Below are 16,130 nucleotides of genomic sequence, written 5' to 3' on the forward strand. Positions count from 1 at the left end.
TCGCCTCAGCCGGTGAAGACGACGAAGGCACTCAGGGCCGCGTAGGAACCCGTTCCCGCGCTCCAGGCCCCGGAAGCGGCTGGGATGACCTGGAAGCCGAGGTTGATGGAGCCGATGCTGCGCACATCGACGGTCCATCCGTAGGTCGGACTGAGGGAGGCGTACCACTGGTCGTCGCTATTGATGCCGGCGGCACTGGGGATGGCGGGACTGAAAGCCGAGTTGCAGAGGAGCGTGCCGGTGACGTGGCCGGATGAGGTGCTGCTGGAGGAGATCAGGTAGGCAGAAGTGACGACGGTGACCTGTGCATTCTTGGCGCCTGCGGGTACGGCGATGCTCATGCCGGCGATCTGCGTCCATCCGCTGGTCAGGAGCCCGAAGTTCTCGCTCTCCGTGGTGTGCTGAGAGATCTTGGGGATGGCGTTGTAGAGGGCCTCGATCTCGTCGAGCTGTTCGGAGAGGGTCTGAAGGCTCGCGGCGGTGGCGCGGTTGAGCCCGTCGAGGTCCATGCGCAGGGCGGAGCGGTCGTTTTCGATGCCGCCGACGCGATCTTCGACGTGCCGCCCCCACTGCTCGCCGGGGCCGAGGTTGCGGCGGGGAAAGACGTCACTCATGAGAAAGACCCCAGTACGGTCAAGGTGGCGGCGTTGTCGACGTGCGAGCCGTAGATGCCGGTGGTCTGGCTGCGGATCTGGAGGGATACGATCACGCTGGAGGTGTTCATGCCGACGCCCCAGACGGGTGAGTGGACTCCTGCCGTCGACCGGAACTCGCGGGAAGTCATCCCGCCGATCACGAGCCGCGACAGGTGCGTGTCGGCGGATTCGATGATCGTCTCCGTCGTGGTCGACGAGGTGTACTCCCAGCGGTCCATGAACTCACGGGGGTTCACGCGGACGCCGTCTTCCCAGGTCTCGTAGTGGAGGTGGGGACCGGTGGAGAAGCCAGTGCTGCCGACCTGGCCGATGGTCTCGTTCTGAATCACGCCCTGGGGTGCCGAGACGGGCGGAGCGCTCTGCATGTGCGCGTAGCCGGTCCACAGCTCAGGCCCCCCGCCAGGCGGCGTGCCGTGGTTGATCCGCACGTAGTGACCAAGGCCGTCCTGGTTGTTGCTGGTGGACCCCTGCCAGACCTGGCTGATGCTGACAGTGCCATCGGCGGTGGCGCGGATGTTTGACCCCTCGGCGACGGCGAAGTCGATGCCGTGATGGAAGCCTTCAGGCCGGTCGCCCCACTCGTCGCTGACGGTTCCGAGAGGGAAGGGCCAGACGAACATTCCCTCCTCGGTTGTCACTTCGACTTCGGTCTCGACCAGCCCCCGCCCAAATGCCCGGCCGAAGGCGATGACATTGAGGAGCGTCTTTCCGGGCGGCGCGGTGAGGGAGACGCGGGCGACCTCCGTCCAGCCCGTGGAGACCGTGAAGTCCTCGGACCCATCGGAGGCGACGACCGGATAGGGGATGGCCTGGAGGGCGTCCTTCAAGCGTGCGCTCGCGCGCGCGATGTCGTCGAGCGTAGAGGCATGCGCGCGGCCGAGCCCGTCAATGTCCTGTCGGTCGATGTCGGCGGCGCGCTGCTCGTCGCGGACGATGACCTCAACCTGCCGCCCCCACTGTTCGCCGGGGCCGAGGTTGCGGCGGGGCAGGATGTCAGTTGCGGAGGCCAATGAGCGCCCCTTCCTGGAGGGTCAGGTGCCCGAACTTGTCGACGTACTGCCCGATCGTCCACTCAGGGTAGGCGTCGGCGAAGTCACCGACCGTCGTGTCATCGACTGCCTGCACGCCGATAGACCCGCGGGTGATGCTGGCCCGTTCGATGCGGTAGTAGCGAGCGCTGCGCCGGTCCCACAGCCGTCCGCCGGCGATGGTGCCGAAGGTACCGCTGGAGCCCGCCCTGACGTCGACGGCTTCAACGGATAGCGTGGGCTGTGTTCCTGCGAACTGGACGGCGGCTCGGATGCCTGCACGGTAGGTGTGCTCGAGCGTGCGCAGGAACGGGTTGTCGATCGTGACTCCGACCTCCGTTGCCGTCTCCTGGGGAGAGACGCCCGTGTAGAAGTTGTGGATGCGCTTCTCCCAGGCGACGCCCGTGCCGACGATGCGGAGGGTGCTGTAGCGATTCGTCGTGGCTGCACTGGCGAGGGCGAGGCTGAAGTTGGTGGCCTCTTCGCCCTGAGCCGTCGGCACGCCCGTTGCTCCGCGGAGGGCGACGATGAGCGTCTTGGTGTCCGGGCCGATCTCCACGCTCACCTGACCGCCCCTGGCGGCCCACATCGCGGGCGGCACGGGCAGCCCGTCGTTGGCGACGATCGTGTACACCGACGACGAGGAATGCCCTGGGTCGACGTGCGTGACCATCGTCGGCTGCTGGATGGACGACAGCGACGCCTCCAGCTCCAGCGTGTAGACCGCCTCCTCGCCTGCGTTGACGTTGAGCACCTTGACCTCGGGCTGCCAGCCGCCGGGAGGATACACGAGGGCGTTCGTGATCGCGTAGCTGTTGTAGTTGTAGACCTCGACGCGCTGCGCAAGCGTGGGCTCAGGGGCGGTGCCCGACAGGGAGATCTCACGTCCTGCGTCGAGGTGATTCGAGTGCGTCGTGCGGATCAGATGCTTGCCGTCGACGAGGGCAAGCTCCAGCTGCTCGGCGACGAGGAGCTGCTTGAGGTGGTACCAGACCTCTCCCGACCAGCCGGGCGCGAGGATCGGGCGGGCCGCGAGGGCGGAAGCGATCTGAAGCTCGGACGAGGCGATGCCCGCGAGGGAGGCGTAGTAGTTCAGCAGGCCGCCGAGCGTCCCGACATAGGGCTGCGCTTGCGCGTTGTAGACGTTCCAGCGAGCCAGGCCGGTGGCGCAGGTCACGCGGATCGTGCCCTGCCCTGTCCGCGCGGTCGACGTGACGGTCCCGTAGGTGGTGCCGCGCCCGTCCGCGGTGATCTGTACGGGCTTTCGGTGCAGGATGGTCGGCCCGTACTGGAGGAGCGTAGCCATGCCAGAGTTCGGCCCGGCATCCGCGACGGTGACGTCCGGCTCGGGCAGCGTGATCGTCATCGACCCGACTGAGCCGCGCGAATCGCCAGCGGCGAGAGGGGTCGCATCCTCTTCGACGGTGAACTCCCCGGCGTTGAAGAGCCACGGGCCGATCTTGATCTGAACGCCCATCAGTACAGCCACCCTCCTACTTCGCGGAGGCTCACGGCGTAGCCCGCCTGGCCGCCGAAGTTGCCCCCTGTCGCTGCGTAGGTCGGCGGGCCGTCGAACCGGCAGCCGGTGTGCCCCATGCCGGGCTTCCAGGTGCCGCCTGCGGCCGTTGGATACTGCTCGCCGCCGTAAGCGCCCTCGCCGTATTCTCCGTATCCGTACTGAACGCCGTAAATCACGGAAAGAGAGTCGAACAGCCTCCCGGACATGGCCGTCAAGGAGACTGTCGCAGCACCAGGGGAGTCTCGCCCTATCCAGAGTCGCACTCCACGCCCGCCGGACAGTGCAAGGTCGGGGGTCACATAGAAGGGGTTATCGCCCGTAGGAGCCAGCCTCTGGGTCAGTCCAACGGACCCGTCAGCCTCAATCTTCGTTGAGAAGACGCCCCCGCCACCAGTCGCCGAATAGTGCGCACCGAGCATGAGCGTGTAGCCCGGAGGTATCGGGACAAAAAGGCTATCCCAAGGCCCCGGATATCCGATCGGGGAGCTGGTGAGATTGTAGGTGGCGCCGGTTACTGGCCACCCCCTGTTCGCTGGGTCGCTGACCGAGAAGCCGGTCGGGACGACGCCGGTCGTGCGGATGAGCGGGGGCGCCTCGTAGTCGAGCGCGAGCCCTGGTGCGGCCCAGTGCGGGGGAAGGATGTTCCGCTGGTAGGCGAGCGGGTCGATGAACCAGATCAGGCCGCGCCCGTAGAGGCCGTTGAAGTACGCCTGCATGATCTGTGCATCGTCGACAAGCGACGCCTTCGACCACGAGAAGTCGAAGTGGCGGTGCGAGTTGAAGGAGTTCTGCTGCCACCCGCCGCCGCCGAGCAGGGTGCCGCCCTGCGACCATGCCTGAGGGCTCATCGTGGCGCCGGTCTGCGGTGCGGGAATCCAGCGCATCCGCTCTTCGGTGCCGAACCACATCTGCTTGCTCATGCGGCCCCCAAGGCTGTCGAGTTCGAGAACGCATTGCTCGTCGCCCGGCCGAACATCGCGCCATCTACGGCCAGCTCGACACGGAGCATCCGCGCCAACTGATGCATCGTGCCCACGTCGAGCGCGACCACGTTCGCCATGCCCCCGGTCGTCGCTGGACGGGCGGTGAAGCCGACCCCGCCGCCGCTCGCGTAGCCACGCCCGCGCATGCCCATCTTGTGGATGTAGGCCATGTTCTCGACGCCGACGTTGCGGACGACGCGCTTGGGCATCACGTACTCGCCTCGGTGGACGATGCCCGCGGGCGTGAACTTGGCGCCGTCGCCCGTGTAGCCACCGCCAGCGAAGCCGAGCTTCGGCTTGGTGCTCTGCCGGTACGTTCCGCTCGGCGGCGTGTTCCATCCGAAGGCCGAGTTCAAGGCGTTGTTGATGGCGACGGTCGCGCTGAGCAGCCGCCGCTGCACCTCCGCCTCCATGAGGGTGAGCGAGTTGTCCGTCGCCTGACTGAAGGCGCTCTGCATCGCATCGCCGAAGGCGTTGCCGTAGTCCGTGCCGGACTGTGCGGCGCTCTCGGCAAGCCGCGCCTCGAACTCTCGCAGCGCAGCGAGGGCGGGGTCCGCGTTGACCTCGATGTCGACCTGGCGGGGGACGTTGTTCAGCGCGAACGTCAGGTCATCGAACGCGACCGTGTAGAGGTCGATCTCCGAGCGGCTGAAGCCCGCCTGCGTGGCCTGGTTGATGAACTCCTGCTTGAGCTGCTGGCTCCTGCGCACGAGGTCTTCCTGGCTCATACCGCTGGCGGCGAGGGCCTCAAGGTAGTCCTGGTACGAGCCGACCATGCTGAGCAGGGCGGCGCGGTTCTCGATGGCGGAGGCGCTGTTGCCGGACAGCGACATGCTCGCCTTGTCCTGCGCCTCGGAGAGCTTGCGCTGCGTCTCGGTGAGCTTCTTGCGCTCATCATTGGCCTTGGCGTCGAGTTCCGCCAGGTCGGCGCGCAGGACCGCGGCACGCTTCTCATCGCCGTACAGCTCGGCAACGGAGAGCCAGTACTCCTTGATGGAGCGATCCGCCCCGATGCTGGCGAGGGTGCGCTGATGCTCAAGGATGGCCTCGCGAGCATCGTCGATCGCAAGGCGGGCATCCTGCGCGCCGGTAGCGATCTTCTGCCAGCCAGAGGTGATTGCATCCTGACCCTGGAGGCCGGAGAAGCGGATGTCGAAGGCACGCTTCCACACGCCCGACAGGTCGCTTGCGTAGTCGGTGAGCGTGCGGACCTTGACGGTGGTCTCGTCGAGGGTGTCGCCCAGGCCGGAAAGGTCGCTGCCTGCACCATCGGCGCTGCCGCCCATGTAATTGAAGGCGTCTCCGGCGTCCCAGGCCGAGTCACTGGTGCTCTCCAGTGCGTCATCGAGCCACCCCATGTCGGAGGCGAAGTTCTTCCACTCCTTCTTCGCGCTGGAGCGGAAGTTCTCAAGCTCCTTCGACGCCTTGGCGAGGCCGTTCGGAAGATTGACTCCGATGAGTGAGAAGGCGTTGGAGATCTGCTGCTGCACCCAGATGGCAGCCTGGGCGACGTTGACCAATACGTCGATGGCGGTGTTGCCCGCGGAGTAGAGGTCGAGAAGCACCTCGACGACAAACTGGAGCGCCGCACCGACCACTGTTGCGGCGCCGAGGAGCTTCAGTGCCCCCCGAAGGCTGAGTACCGATCGAGTCGACCCGTCTGCGGCGGGCTTGATGAGTCCGATGGAGGTGGCGATGGCGATGATCCTGCTGCCCATTGCCGTCGTCGAGAGGCCAGCGATGGCGGTACTCAGTGCGGCGACCGAGGCCCCAGCCAAGGCCATGATGCCGATGAGGCCAGAGAAGGCCGCCACCGCGCCGCCAACCCAGGCGATGATACTCACGAGGAACCCGCCGAGGGGGGAGTTGGCGAAGTCGGCGAGCGTGTTCAGCAGCGCCGTCGCACCGTCGAGCAGCGTGATGATCGCGGGTGCGACCTGGCCGCCGACCGCGGCGCCGAATCCCGCAAGCGAGTTCACGAACAGTTGCCACTTCGAGGCCAGGTCGTCGAGAATCAGCGCGTACTGACGGTTCAGCTCAGTATTCTCGCTGGCGCCCTGCGCGGCGATGTTGAACGACTCCTGGAGCAGCGGCATGCGCTGGGAGATGCGGCCGATCACCTCATTGGCGCGGAGGCCCGAGAGGCCGAGGGTGTCAAGCGCTGTGGACAGCTCGACGGTGTCGGCGCCCTGGAGTCCGGCGATGAAGTCCTGGAAGACCGCGAACCCATCGCCACTGCGAACGGCCTTGTTCAGATCCTCGATCGAGCGTCCCGTGATGACCGAGAACGCCTGCGCCTGCTCGCCGCCCTCAGCGAGGGCGCCGTTGATGGAGTCGAAGTAGGTCTCGAAGACGCCCTGTGCGCGCTCCGGCGCGACGCCGAGGGAGCCGAGCGCGCCCGACAGGCCGATGATCTGATCCATCGTGAAGCCCGCGCGCGTGGCCGTGGAGCCGAGACGCTGAGCGAGCGCGATGATCTCCTCGTCCGTGGCCGCCGAGCTGACGCCGACGAGTTCGATGGCCGAGGCCATCCGGCTCATCTCCTCGACGGTCTCAAGGCCGAGGATGTTCTGGAGCTTTCCGAATGCGCGCGCCGAGGCGTCGGCAGACATGCCCGAGACCGTCGAGAACTTCGCGACCAGTTCTGTGAACTCGCGCAGCTGATCGGCGGGCACGCCGAGCTGGTTGCCGAGGGTTGCGATGGCTGCGATGTCCTCGAAAGCGAGGGGGATCTCGCGCGCCATCTGGACGAGTTCGCCGCGCAGGCGCTCGACGGCGATCGAGCCGGGCTCCAGCGTGCGCTCGACGTTCGTGAATGCGGACTCGTACTTCGCGAACGTCATGGTGGCGACAGTGCCGATGCCCACGATGGCAGCTGAGGTGATCGTCGCGGTTGACGCAACGTCGTAGAGCGCGTAGCGGAGCGCCGGCAGGTCGCCCTGCGAGAACTTCTGCGTCTTGCGGGATGCCTCGTCCAGCGCGGCGTTGTACTGGCGCGTCCAGTCGTCGGACATCGCACCGCGCGCACTGCGCAGTCGGCTGCTCAGTGCGTCGCGCTGGTACGTCTCCGCGCTGCCGATGCCGCGACTGGCCGTAGCCAGCCCGGCGTCGATCATCTTCTTCTGCTCGGCGGCGTTGCGCTGGATGGCGGCGAACTCCGCCTGAAGGCTGCGCTGCTTCAGGTCGGAGAGCCGCTGGACGCCGCGCTCCTCCTCCGCCACGCGCTTGCGTGCGTCGCTGATGAAGTTCGCGTTCGCGGCATCCTGAATGGCGATGTAGCGCTTCAGCTCGTCGGTGCTGTAGGCGCTGACGTCCTTGCCACCGCCTTCGCCCGTGAGCGACCCCTGGCGGAACTTGCGATACTCGTCGTTGACCTTCTTCAGGCTGTCCTGGAGGTCCTGCCAGGCCTTACTGCCCTCACGGGCGCCGTCGGCGACCTTCTTGCCCGCGTCACGGCCAGCCTCGCCGGTCTTGCCGAGCGCGCGCTCCAGATTGCGCTGAAGCCTGGAGACAGTCTCCGTCTCATCGCCCGCATCGCGCAGCTTGCGATTGAGATCTTCGACCCACTTAAGGATCTGGCGCGGGTCATCGCTGGAGATCCTGAGCCTGAGTTCCGCCTCCTGGGAGAGGTTCTCAATGGACATAGGCAGGATCTCCCGAGGCGGCGGTCACTCCAAGTCTAGGAACGATTTAGTCGGCTAATTTGGGCTTAACGGCCTCGGCGATCCTGGCGCGCTCCTCGTAGTACGGGTCGCGCAGGGTGCCCAGATCGGCGCCGTTGCGGAGGTAGGGGACCGGGTAGGCGGCCTCACCCGCGGGCGCGGGAGCGTCCTGCCCCCGGCTCGACTTCTTGCGCCGGGACTCCTCGGCCTTCTCATGCTTGTCGAGCGCCTGCGTGGCGTAGCAGGTCTCCTTCTCCATGCGATATTCGAGTTCGCGAGAGGGGTTCTGACAGATGTACTTGGGCAGTCCGCACTGCTTGCAGCGCTCGGACTGCAAGATGTGGTGGGCCTGCGCGAGCACGATGTCGAGCTTCGACCAGCGCTTGCGGTTGTCGGAGCCGAAGAGCATCGCCGTGGGGCGGACGCCCCACTCCTGGGCGGCGTCGAGAAGCTGTAGGTACCTGGACCCGGCGTTAGCCAGGTACCCCGCTAGAAATCCGCGTCGAAGGAGAGCTTCTGTGCGATGTCGGCACGGAACACGATGCCGTCGACGAACTCGACGAGTCGCTTGACCTCCGAGGGTGGCAGGAAGTCGTAGGCGGCACGGGCCTCCTCTGCGCTCAGGCCGAGGTTCTTGCTCCCCGTGGCAACCTCTTCGACCGACACCGTGGCGAGGGAGAGCACCTGGGCGTTGTACTCGTCCACATACTCATCGGCGTTGTCGTCGGTGACCTTCTTGATGCCGAGGTGCTTGCGGGCCTCGCGGCGGGCGATCTTGATGGCGGCAGGCGGAAGGTAGCGGACCTCGAAGTCGAGCGCGGACTCGTCGAGCTTCTTCTGGAGCGGCGCCGCCTTGCGCTTCAGCGCCGTGATCTCCTTCTTCAGGACCGCGAGCCGGTCCTCGTAGGTCTTCAGACTCTCGGGCTCCTGCTCCAGCTCGTCCGCGCGCCTGATGACCTCCTCCAGCAGCTTCTTCTCTTCGAGCTTCAGCGACAGTTCGCCGAGGACGCCGAAGCGCTCCTGGACCTCCTGGCCGGCGGCGCCCGTGTGTGTGGTCACACCGCCGAGGGCGCGCCCCGTCTCGCGGTCACGGTAGACGCGCACGATGTTCCTCTTGACGTCCTCAAGCGACTCGGGAACGTTCTGGACGGCGCTCAGGAAGTCGAAGGTGGACTTCACTTCATCGACGATGGCTTGGGCGTCTTCAGACATGATCCTCCTAGGGTTGGCAGGATCAGTTTAGTCGACCAAATAGCCGTCGCTCCACTAAAGCGGGCGCCCGGCTTGTTCAGCCGGGCGCCCGTATCCCAAGGTAGCTGGGCCTTTAGGTCACCGTCACCGTGATCGGTGCGACAGTGTCTGCGCCGGGGTAGGAGATGTTCAGCGTTGCCGTGCCCGTCGCGAGGGGGAGCAGGATGCCGTGACGCACCTGGAGCACGGTCTCATTGCTCGACTGGTAATGAGCGCCGATCGTGATGTTGCGCCCCTCGTAAGTGACCTTGAGGAAGATCGGCGTGCCAGATGTGGCGTTGATCGCGCCCGAAGGTGCCACTGCGGGCGCCGTCGGCGTGGTGTGCGGGGCGATGTAGTTCACGAGAATGTCGCCCTGCGGCAGGAGGCCGACGCCCAGCGTGCGGCTGGCGTCGTTGCGGTTGTGAACGCGCTCGTCGGTGATCGCCGAGAACAGGTTGATCTCGTCGCCGCGGTTGATGGTACCGGACGAAGGGGCGACGGGGCGCTGGGCGACGACGACGCGTGTGCGCGGCCTGGAGATCGCATCCCACGTCTGCGAGTAGATGCTCGACGTGTCGCCCTTCGCGGGCGTGTAGATCTCGATGTTCCCGCTCGCAGCATTGAAGCTGCGGCTCTGGGCGCCGGCCGCATCTACGAACGAGCGGTCATCGCTCTGCTGGGATGCCTCCAGGCCGAAGTCGGTGCCGTCGATCTTGACGGCCTCCGAGACGTTGAGCAAGCTCTGAAGCTGCGCAAGCGTCGGCCCGTTCGACCAGTTGACTGCGGGGATGGCCGACGAGGGGCCAACCAGCCAGCCGAAGTGGTTGTTGGTGAGGATGCGGGTGTCAGCCATGATGTCTCCTTAGGCCGCGTTGAGCGTGTGCCCGATGTTGACCCAGCCCTTGGGGATGAAGCCGAGCGAAAGGGCCTGGAACTCGCCATCGCCGAAGATGGGGACGGGATTGTCCGTGTGGACGTAGTAGTAGTCCACTTCGTCGTCGAGTGCGAAGGCCTCGGTCGAGTCCTTGCCGCCGCGCACGCGGTGGGCAATCAGGTACGGAACGTCCGGCGCCCTGGTCAGATCGCGGGCGAAGTTGAAAAGGCCGGTGGCGACCAGGTCTTCGTCGCGGAGGATGTTCAGCTCGGCGTCGAAGTTGAAGAACGTCGGCTCCTCGGAGTTGCCCTTCGAGCAGACGGTCTTGGTGTTGTCGGTGTCCGAGCCGGACAGGCCGAGGTTCAGATCGTCCAGGACGGCGCACGAGATATTGCCGCCCGCATGGCCGCGCGCATGCGTGCTCGACGTGATGCCGTGGTACTCGTTGAGCGCAGTGACCGTGGGCACCGAGGCAGGCACGAAGCCGGTCGATGTGATGATGTGCGGCTCACCGAGGAGTTCGACGGCGGGCAGGAGGACGATCGTCTCCCAGCCGGGGACCAGCTTTGCTACCACGGACTACTCCTCGTTCTCGCTGTCGGGGTCGCGCTGCTCGTCGATGCCTTCGGCGGGGGTCTCAGGTGTGCAGTCGATGCAGGGCACGTCCCCGTCGTACGGCTCAAGGAAGGTGAAGGTCTTCGCGACTTCCTCGGGATAGTTCTCGACGAGACCCGTGTTCCGGTCGCGGAAAGCTCGGAGGGCGCTCATGCCACCAAGTCTAGAAACGATTTAGTCGACTAATTCCAGCGCTAGATGCCGAGGTTGATGTGCACTCGATACCACGCAGCGTGAGCGAATCGTGTAGGCCGCGAGTCGGTGTCCGCCTGGTCGTAGCTGAAGCCGCCCACGCACTGAATGCGGCCGGCGGTGTCGGAGGGCCGAGCGTCAATGAGGACTTCCGAGACGGCGCCGCCCAGCTCGTCGGCGGTATCGGGGTCGCCCGCGTAGGAGAAGATCATGAACGGCATCATGTAGGGCCGCTTCTTCTCGCCGCCCGCCACCGCTGCGCCAGAGGCCATGCGGAAGGGGCGCTGGAACGTCACGACGTTGTAGGGGCGGATGCGGCCGTTGCCGAGGCGGGGGAGGTCTCGCTCGTCCGGCACTTCCGTCTTGAAGTTGCGCCCGCCCGCGAACGGCGCGAGGGCGGACATGATGAAGGCCCGCTCGGCCTTGCCCGTATGGCTCATCGCCGACGCCCTCTCGAAAGCGCCGCCCAGAGGCGGTCCTGCGCGTGCACGTACGACCCCCACAACGCGCCCATGCCTGCAAGGTGGCGCGTGCCGTGCTCCTGGCAGTCGAAGTAGTCCCGCTTGACCCTCAGCCACCCCCAGCGCCCGACGAACTCGCGCTTCGAGCGCGTGATCTCGTACTCCCGGATCTGCTCAGCCATGAGGCCGGTCTCATGGCGCCCCGGCAGGCCCTTGCCTTTCGCCGCGCGCTCACGGCCCGTCTTGGTATCTGCGGCGTGGACGCGGGCGACGGCCTCAACGGCAGCGTCCTTCACGATCTCCTCTGCCTCGTCGAAGACCTGATCGGCTACGCGGTCACCCCACGCGACGATGCCGCCGCGCAGGGCCTCTACGTCGAAGAACGTGACCTGGCTGCTCCCGAAGGTCTGTCTTGACTGCCTAGCCATGCGGACCCTCCGCGATCGTGCGCAGCGTGCGGACTGCTCGATGGGTCGACTGGCTGCTGAAGGATACGTTGAAGGTGAAGTTCGCCAAGTCGGGGTCTCGACCGCCGGACACCTTGGCGAAGGCGCCTTTCGGGATGTAGGGGTCACCGGCCTGCGCCGTGAACTGGATGATGTAGCGCTGCTGCGTGCCCCACTCGCTTGAGCCGGCGCTGACGAGCGGCAGGCGGACGTGCTGAGCCCGGCCAGGGCGGGCTGAGATGAGGGTCGTCTGCGGCGTGGCGCCCACGGGCTCGTCCGTGATCGGGTCGATGACGCCAGGCTTGCCGGGGAGGAAGACGCTGATCGAGGCGTCGAACTCTTCCGCCGCCTCATCGGCGATCTCCTGCTCCCAGTCGTCGGTCGCAGAGATCGGCAGGAGAGGCATGGGATCAGCTTAGTCGGCTAATCGTGACTGCATTTCTGGCCGAGCCTCCAGGCGATGACGCACGCCTTCTGGGTCACCCACGGTGCCCGCTTCTTCGTCTGGTGACCGTGCAGCTTCCCGGCCCTGAGCGCCGCCGCGACGGTCTCCGGATGGCAGCGCGCAACATCGGCGGCTTCGGCAACGGTGAGCAGTTTCATCCAGTCTCCTTAGGGTTTAGTCCACTAAATCGAAGATAGCTGCGAAGTTGCTACAGTGCAACGCATGCCCTGGACTCAACAGCTGCCGTCAGGGAACTGGCGGGGACTCTACCGCGACCGCGACGGCAAAGCCCGCTCGGCGGGAACTTACCCGCACAAGGAGAAGGCGCTCGCGAAGGCGATGGATGCCGAGGAGCAGGCTGCCTTGCCTGGTTGGCGCGACCCTCGCGCCGCTGCGCGCAAGTGGGGCGACTGGTGTGACGAGTGGCTGGATTCGCGCGAGACGTCCCAGGCGGAAGCTTCACTCCTGAAGAATCACATCACGCCCCACTGGGCCGATGTCCCACTCGCCGACATCACCCGGTTCGGGGTGAAGAGCTGGGCTCGTCAGCTATCTACACCCAAGGCAGCCGGCGGCAAGGGGCTCGCCGAGTCGAGCGTCCAGCGCGTCGTCCGCACCTTCTCTGTCTCACTGTCGGCAGCGATCGACGCGGAGATCATCGCCACGAACCCCTGCTTCCGCCTCCGCCTCGACCCTGGCGAGACAGACGTGATGCGATTCTTCTCTCGGAAGAAGGTGGGGCGCTGGCTGAGCAAGCTCGAGGAGCAGGGCCGAGCGGAGGACGCCGCGATGCTGGCAGTGCTCGTCGGCTGCGGACTTCGGTGGGGGGAGATGGCCGGCCTCCGGCCTGCCCGCGTGAACGTAAAGCGCCGCATGCTGCGCGTCACCCACACGCGCCTCCAGAACGGCGAGCCGAAGAAGTACCCCAAGGGCCGGAAGATCCGCGACGTGCCGATCCCGGCGTGGGTCGCCGCGCTCGTCAAGCCGTACGTCAAGCGAGGGGGCGAGTGGGTGTTCATGCGGACCAACTCGTCCAACTGGCGGCGGGACGTGTGGACGCCGCTGGGGACGGGCGGACGCATCCATGATCTTCGGCACACGTACGCCTCGTGGCTGCTCCAGGATGGCGTCGAGATGGCCGAGGTTGCGAAGCTGATGGGCCACTCCTCGGTTCGGGTCACCGAGCGCTACGCGCACATCGCCCTCGTCCCCTCCGAAAAGGTCGATGCGGCGCTCACCGACCCCCGGCGTGTAGCGAAACGTGTAGCAAGATAGCCCGTGACTGTGCTGGTTAATGCTGGACGAGCGAGGTCGCTCCCGCATGATTCCGCGGAAGTAGCCAGGCTCATCCAGCGCCATCCAGTCCGAAATGCCCGCTAAACTCACTCGTAATGAATAGGTCAAGGGTTCGATTCCCTTAGGCGGCTCGGCACGAAGACACAGAACCCCCGGGATGCGCATCCCGGGGGTTCTGTGCTGCGGTCGCGCGTCAGCGCTGGATCGCCTTGACCTCGAGGTACTCGTCGATCGAGCCGGGGCCGTTCTCGCGGCCGATGCCCGACTGCTTGAATCCGCCGAACGGCGCGAGCGGATTGAACTGGCCGTCGTTGACCTGCACCTGGCCGGCCTTGAGCTTCGCGGCCACCTCGAAGGCCTGCTCCTCGGGGCCGTAGACGCCCGCGGCGAGGCCGTAGGGGGTGCCGTTGGCGATCTCGATGGCCTCCTCGACGGTGTCGTAGGGCGTGATCGACAGCACGGGCCCGAAGATCTCCTCCTGGTCGATCGTCGAGCCGGGGGCGACGTCGCTGAACACGGTGGGTCCGAGGAAGTAGCCCGTGCCGGCCTGCACGCCGCGTCCGTCGACGACCAGCTTCGAGCCGTCGGCGAGGCCCTTCTCGATGTAGCCGTTCACGATCTGGAGCTGGCGCTCCGACACGAGCGGGCCCATCGTGCTCTGCGGCGAGAGCGGGTCGCCGACGACGACGGCAGCGGCCGACGCCTTCGCGGCCTCCTCGGCCTCGGCGAGCTTCTCGCGGGGCACGATGATGCGCGTCAGGGCCGAGCACGCCTGGCCGGTGTTGAGCCACGTCCAGTAGGTCGTCGCGTTGACCGCGGCGGTCACGTCGGCGTCGGGGAGCGTCACCATGGCCGACTTGCCGCCCAGCTCGAGGTGGATGCGCTTGAAGTCCTCGGCCGCGACCTTCGCCATGCGGCGGCCGCCGGCGGTCGAGCCCGTGAAGCTCAGCATGTTCACCTTCGGGTGCGTGATGAGCGCCTCGCCGGTGGTCTCGCCGCGGCCGGTGACGAGGTTGAACACGCCGGCCGGCACGCCCGCGGCCTCGGCGGCGCGCGCGACGATGAACGCGAAGAGCGACACGTCGACCGACGGCTTCAGCACCATCGTGCAGCCGGCCAGCAGCGCGGGCGCCATCTTGCGGAGCGTGAGGATCATCGGGAAGTTCCACGCCGCGATGGCCGCGACCACGCCCACGGGCTCCTTAACGACGAGGGTGTTGCCGATCTCGCGCTGCCACTCGACGTCCTTGGCGAACTCGATCTGGGAGCGCGCCTCGGCGACCGGCAGGCCGACGTGCATGACCTGGGCGATGGAGACCGGGCAGCCGAGCTCCTTGGCGATCGTCTGCACGAGCTCGTCGTTGTGCTCTTCGAGGTAGTCGAGGAGCTTGGCGACGTGCTCTGCGCGCTTCTCCCAGCCCAGTGCGGCCCACGCGGGGAGCGCGCGCTCGGCGGCCTCGACCGCGGCGTCGACGTCGTCCGCGTCGGCGTTGGGGATGGTGGCGAGCACCTCTTCGGTCGTGGGGTTGAGGACGTCGACGGTCTCCCCGCTGTGGGGCGTGACCCACGCGCCGTCGATGTAGAGACGATTCGTGTCTGACATGGTGCTCACCGTTTCTTCGGCCACGTTGCCGAGTCGTCGTTCTCTGCGAGCGCGCGGTCCTGCGACGGGGACACGCGTCCGTGCCCCCGAACGCTACCCATTGCAGAACCACTAGTCAACAAAAAATATTTGGTCGCTAGGTTTTCGGCAGGCCGGCTCCGCGGGTGTTCCGGGGAGATCGGGGCCGGGTCTATTCCCGAGCGATCATTTGGTGTTTACTGGAGTCGCCGTCACGACGTCGTGACGGTCCACCGAACGCACAGAGAAACCGGAGGGTCGAGGATGACCGCTCTCACCAACGAAGAACTCGCACAGGGCTGGCTCAATGCGCTGGGCGACGTCGAAACGTTCCGCCCGCTCTGCGAGCCCGACGCCAAGGTCTGGCACAGCAACGACGACGTGTGGATGACGCTCGACGCCGCGATCGGCAACGTCCATCTCGCCGGCGGGATCCCGCCGCGCGAGCGGGAGGCCTACCGCCTCACGGCCGACGGCTTCCTCGTGCAGTTCACGGTCTCGTTGGGGGGCCAGCGGATGCACAACACGATCCTCGTGCGCGTGCGTGACGGCCTCGCGTACGAGATCGAGGAGTACATCGGCCTGGAGACCGACCTCGCCGCCCTGATCGCCTCTCAGATCGCCGCTCAGGCGTAGCCGCCCGCGGGTTCCGCCGCACGCCTTCCGGTGCGCGATACTGATCGTGACCCGGAAGGCGTGCGGCATGAACGTCATCGATGCGATCCTCGAGGCGATCACCTGGATCGGCTTCGGGGGCGCCGCGTTCTTCGGCATGTTCTCGCTCGTGGTCTGGGCCGCCGACGGCTCGTGGCAGCAGGCCGACGCGATCGTCGACCGCGACGGCGGCCATCCCGTCGTGCGATGGTTCATGTCGGACGGCGGCGTGGGCGCCGCGACGCCGACGGATGCCGAGGCGCGCCTGCTCGAGGGCCGGGATGCCGCCGTGATCTGGTACCGCGTCGGCCGCTCCGACCGCATGCGCCTGACCCGCCGTCCGCCGGGGCTCCGCGCCCTGTGGATCGCCGCCGCGGCGCTCGCGATCGGTGCGCTGGTCTGCACCGCGGCATCCTGGATCAGGTACTTCACTGTGACATGACGT

General features: G+C 66.6%; 18 protein-coding genes. 3 read left to right on the forward strand and 15 right to left on the reverse strand.

Annotated features, from left to right (window positions below; all coding sequences use genetic code 11):
• Nucleotides 1-5: 5 nt before the first annotated feature.
• The 14 genes from AOA12_RS06370 to AOA12_RS06435 form a co-directional block, all read right to left on the reverse strand.
• Nucleotides 6-614, reverse strand: a complete 609-nt coding sequence (locus AOA12_RS06370; protein ID WP_054681222.1) for a hypothetical protein — start codon at nt 612-614, stop codon at nt 6-8.
• Nucleotides 611-1,666, reverse strand: a complete 1,056-nt coding sequence (locus AOA12_RS06375; RefSeq protein ID WP_054681223.1) for a M23 family metallopeptidase — start codon at nt 1,664-1,666, stop codon at nt 611-613. The genes AOA12_RS06370 and AOA12_RS06375 overlap by 4 nt, the downstream gene beginning before the upstream one ends.
• Nucleotides 1,650-3,161 (reverse strand): hypothetical protein, encoded by a 1,512-nt coding sequence (locus tag AOA12_RS06380; RefSeq protein WP_054681225.1) that lies wholly within the window; start codon nt 3,159-3,161, stop codon nt 1,650-1,652. The genes AOA12_RS06375 and AOA12_RS06380 overlap by 17 nt, the downstream gene beginning before the upstream one ends.
• Entirely contained in the window at nt 3,161-4,123 is a 963-nt protein-coding gene (locus AOA12_RS06385; protein WP_054681227.1) for a hypothetical protein, read from the reverse strand. The genes AOA12_RS06380 and AOA12_RS06385 overlap by 1 nt, the downstream gene beginning before the upstream one ends.
• Nucleotides 4,120-7,830, reverse strand: a complete 3,711-nt coding sequence (locus AOA12_RS06390; RefSeq protein ID WP_054681229.1) for a phage tail tape measure protein — start codon at nt 7,828-7,830, stop codon at nt 4,120-4,122. Before AOA12_RS06390 ends, AOA12_RS06385 begins: the two co-directional genes overlap by 4 nt.
• Nucleotides 7,831-7,876: 46 nt before the next feature.
• Complete coding sequence (locus AOA12_RS06395; RefSeq protein ID WP_054681231.1) at nt 7,877-8,257, reverse strand: hypothetical protein; 381 nt, start codon at nt 8,255-8,257, stop codon at nt 7,877-7,879.
• Nucleotides 8,258-8,337: 80 nt separating this feature from the next.
• Nucleotides 8,338-9,060, reverse strand: coding sequence for a hypothetical protein (locus AOA12_RS06400; RefSeq protein WP_156366429.1), 723 nt, complete (start codon nt 9,058-9,060; stop codon nt 8,338-8,340).
• A gap of 112 nt (nt 9,061-9,172) precedes the next feature.
• A complete protein-coding gene (locus tag AOA12_RS06405; protein ID WP_054681234.1) occupies nt 9,173-9,934 on the reverse strand; it encodes a phage tail tube protein in 762 nt (253 codons plus the stop codon).
• Between the two features lie 9 nt (nt 9,935-9,943).
• Nucleotides 9,944-10,531 (reverse strand): phage tail tube protein, encoded by a 588-nt coding sequence (locus tag AOA12_RS06410; RefSeq protein ID WP_054681236.1) that lies wholly within the window; start codon nt 10,529-10,531, stop codon nt 9,944-9,946.
• A gap of 3 nt (nt 10,532-10,534) precedes the next feature.
• A complete protein-coding gene (locus AOA12_RS06415; protein ID WP_054681238.1) occupies nt 10,535-10,723 on the reverse strand; it encodes a hypothetical protein in 189 nt (62 codons plus the stop codon).
• 41 nt (nt 10,724-10,764) lie between these two features.
• Entirely contained in the window at nt 10,765-11,202 is a 438-nt protein-coding gene (locus AOA12_RS06420) for a hypothetical protein (protein WP_054681240.1), read from the reverse strand.
• Nucleotides 11,199-11,651: a hypothetical protein gene (locus AOA12_RS06425; RefSeq protein ID WP_054681242.1), complete on the reverse strand. Its 453-nt coding sequence runs from the start codon at nt 11,649-11,651 to the stop codon at nt 11,199-11,201. Before AOA12_RS06425 ends, AOA12_RS06420 begins: the two co-directional genes overlap by 4 nt.
• Entirely contained in the window at nt 11,644-12,075 is a 432-nt protein-coding gene (locus AOA12_RS06430) for a DUF6093 family protein (RefSeq protein WP_054681244.1), read from the reverse strand. Before AOA12_RS06430 ends, AOA12_RS06425 begins: the two co-directional genes overlap by 8 nt.
• 17 nt (nt 12,076-12,092) lie before the next feature.
• Nucleotides 12,093-12,272, reverse strand: coding sequence for a helix-turn-helix domain-containing protein (locus tag AOA12_RS06435; RefSeq protein ID WP_054681249.1), 180 nt, complete (start codon nt 12,270-12,272; stop codon nt 12,093-12,095).
• 64 nt (nt 12,273-12,336) lie between these two features.
• Between AOA12_RS06435 and AOA12_RS06440 the strand changes: the two genes are divergently transcribed.
• Complete coding sequence (locus AOA12_RS06440) at nt 12,337-13,389, forward strand: tyrosine-type recombinase/integrase (RefSeq protein WP_082406012.1); 1,053 nt, start codon at nt 12,337-12,339, stop codon at nt 13,387-13,389.
• A gap of 214 nt (nt 13,390-13,603) precedes the next feature.
• Here the strand turns inward: AOA12_RS06440 and AOA12_RS06445 are convergent, their stop codons facing one another.
• Nucleotides 13,604-15,013, reverse strand: coding sequence for an aldehyde dehydrogenase family protein (locus AOA12_RS06445; RefSeq protein WP_054681256.1), 1,410 nt, complete (start codon nt 15,011-15,013; stop codon nt 13,604-13,606).
• A 282-nt stretch (nt 15,014-15,295) separates the two neighbouring features.
• Between AOA12_RS06445 and AOA12_RS06450 the strand changes: the two genes are divergently transcribed.
• Together AOA12_RS06450 and AOA12_RS06455 are read left to right on the forward strand one after the other, a co-directional pair.
• Nucleotides 15,296-15,667, forward strand: coding sequence for a nuclear transport factor 2 family protein (locus tag AOA12_RS06450; protein ID WP_054681258.1), 372 nt, complete (start codon nt 15,296-15,298; stop codon nt 15,665-15,667).
• Between the two features lie 67 nt (nt 15,668-15,734).
• On the forward strand, nt 15,735-16,127 hold the full coding sequence (locus tag AOA12_RS06455) for a hypothetical protein (protein ID WP_054681260.1): 393 nt from the start codon (nt 15,735-15,737) through the stop codon (nt 16,125-16,127).
• Nucleotides 16,128-16,130: the final 3 nt, after the last annotated feature.

It is taken from the genome of Microbacterium sp. No. 7 (assembly GCF_001314225.1).
GTDB lineage: Bacteria > Actinomycetota > Actinomycetes > Actinomycetales > Microbacteriaceae > Microbacterium.